The organism is Streptomyces anandii JCM 4720 (assembly GCF_014650655.1).
Classification (GTDB): domain Bacteria; phylum Actinomycetota; class Actinomycetes; order Streptomycetales; family Streptomycetaceae; genus Streptomyces; species Streptomyces anandii.
On record NZ_BMVJ01000104.1, the window covers coordinates 1 to 790 of the forward strand.

1 protein-coding gene is annotated in these 790 nt (G+C 70.5%); it reads left to right on the plus strand.

Annotated features, from left to right (window positions below; translation table 11 throughout):
- Positions 1-61: 61 nt before the first annotated feature.
- A partial coding sequence (locus IE249_RS35500; protein ID WP_189711657.1) for a ParA family protein occupies positions 62-790 on the plus strand: 729 nt, incomplete at its 3' end.

Here is a 790-nt window from a genome sequence, read left to right on the forward strand (position 1 = left end):
TGGCCTCGTGGCGCCACCAGCAGCCTCTACGCTTCCGACGACACCGACGAAGGAGGGACCGATGGCGACACGCGTGGCGATCGGCAACAACAAGGGCGGGGCGAAGAAGACCACGACCTGCGTCCGCCTGGCCGAAGCTCTCGCCAGGGGCGGGAAGAAGGTCGGCGTGGTCGACTTCGACCCGCAGGGCAACGCGTCCCGGCGCCTGGGGTGGAAGGACGACCCGCAGGCACCGAAGCTGACCGCGGCCGAGGCCATCGAGTACGACGACAAGCAGCTCGTCCACCAGGGCCAGGCCGCGAGCGTGTGGCAGCCCATCGGGTGGACGATCCCGTACGCCGAGCGGATCAGGCTAATCCCGGCCCGGTACACCCTGGAGGACCGGGCGACCGAGGCCGGCATGAAGGGCGCCTGGCGGCGCCTGGCCAAGGCCCTGAAGGGCACCGACGACGACCTGGACTACGTCCTGATCGACTGCCCGCCCTCCCTCGGGCACCTGACCCAGATGGCGCTGGGCGCCGCTCACTTCGCCTTCGCCAGCGCGGAGCCGGAGTACGACAGCATCGAAGCCGCGGTCCGCTACAGGGACTTCGTGGCCGCGTCCGGGGACGACCTGGGGAACCCGGACCTGGCCTTCCTGGGCCTGGTCGTGAGCGCCTACGACATGCGCCTCAGCGGGCACGTGGGACAGCTCGCCGGGGCCCGGGACATCTTCGGTGAGCAGATGTGGGGCCACATCCCGCGCCGCTCGCTCATCACCAACGCCGACGAGTTCGCCCAGCCGCTTGAC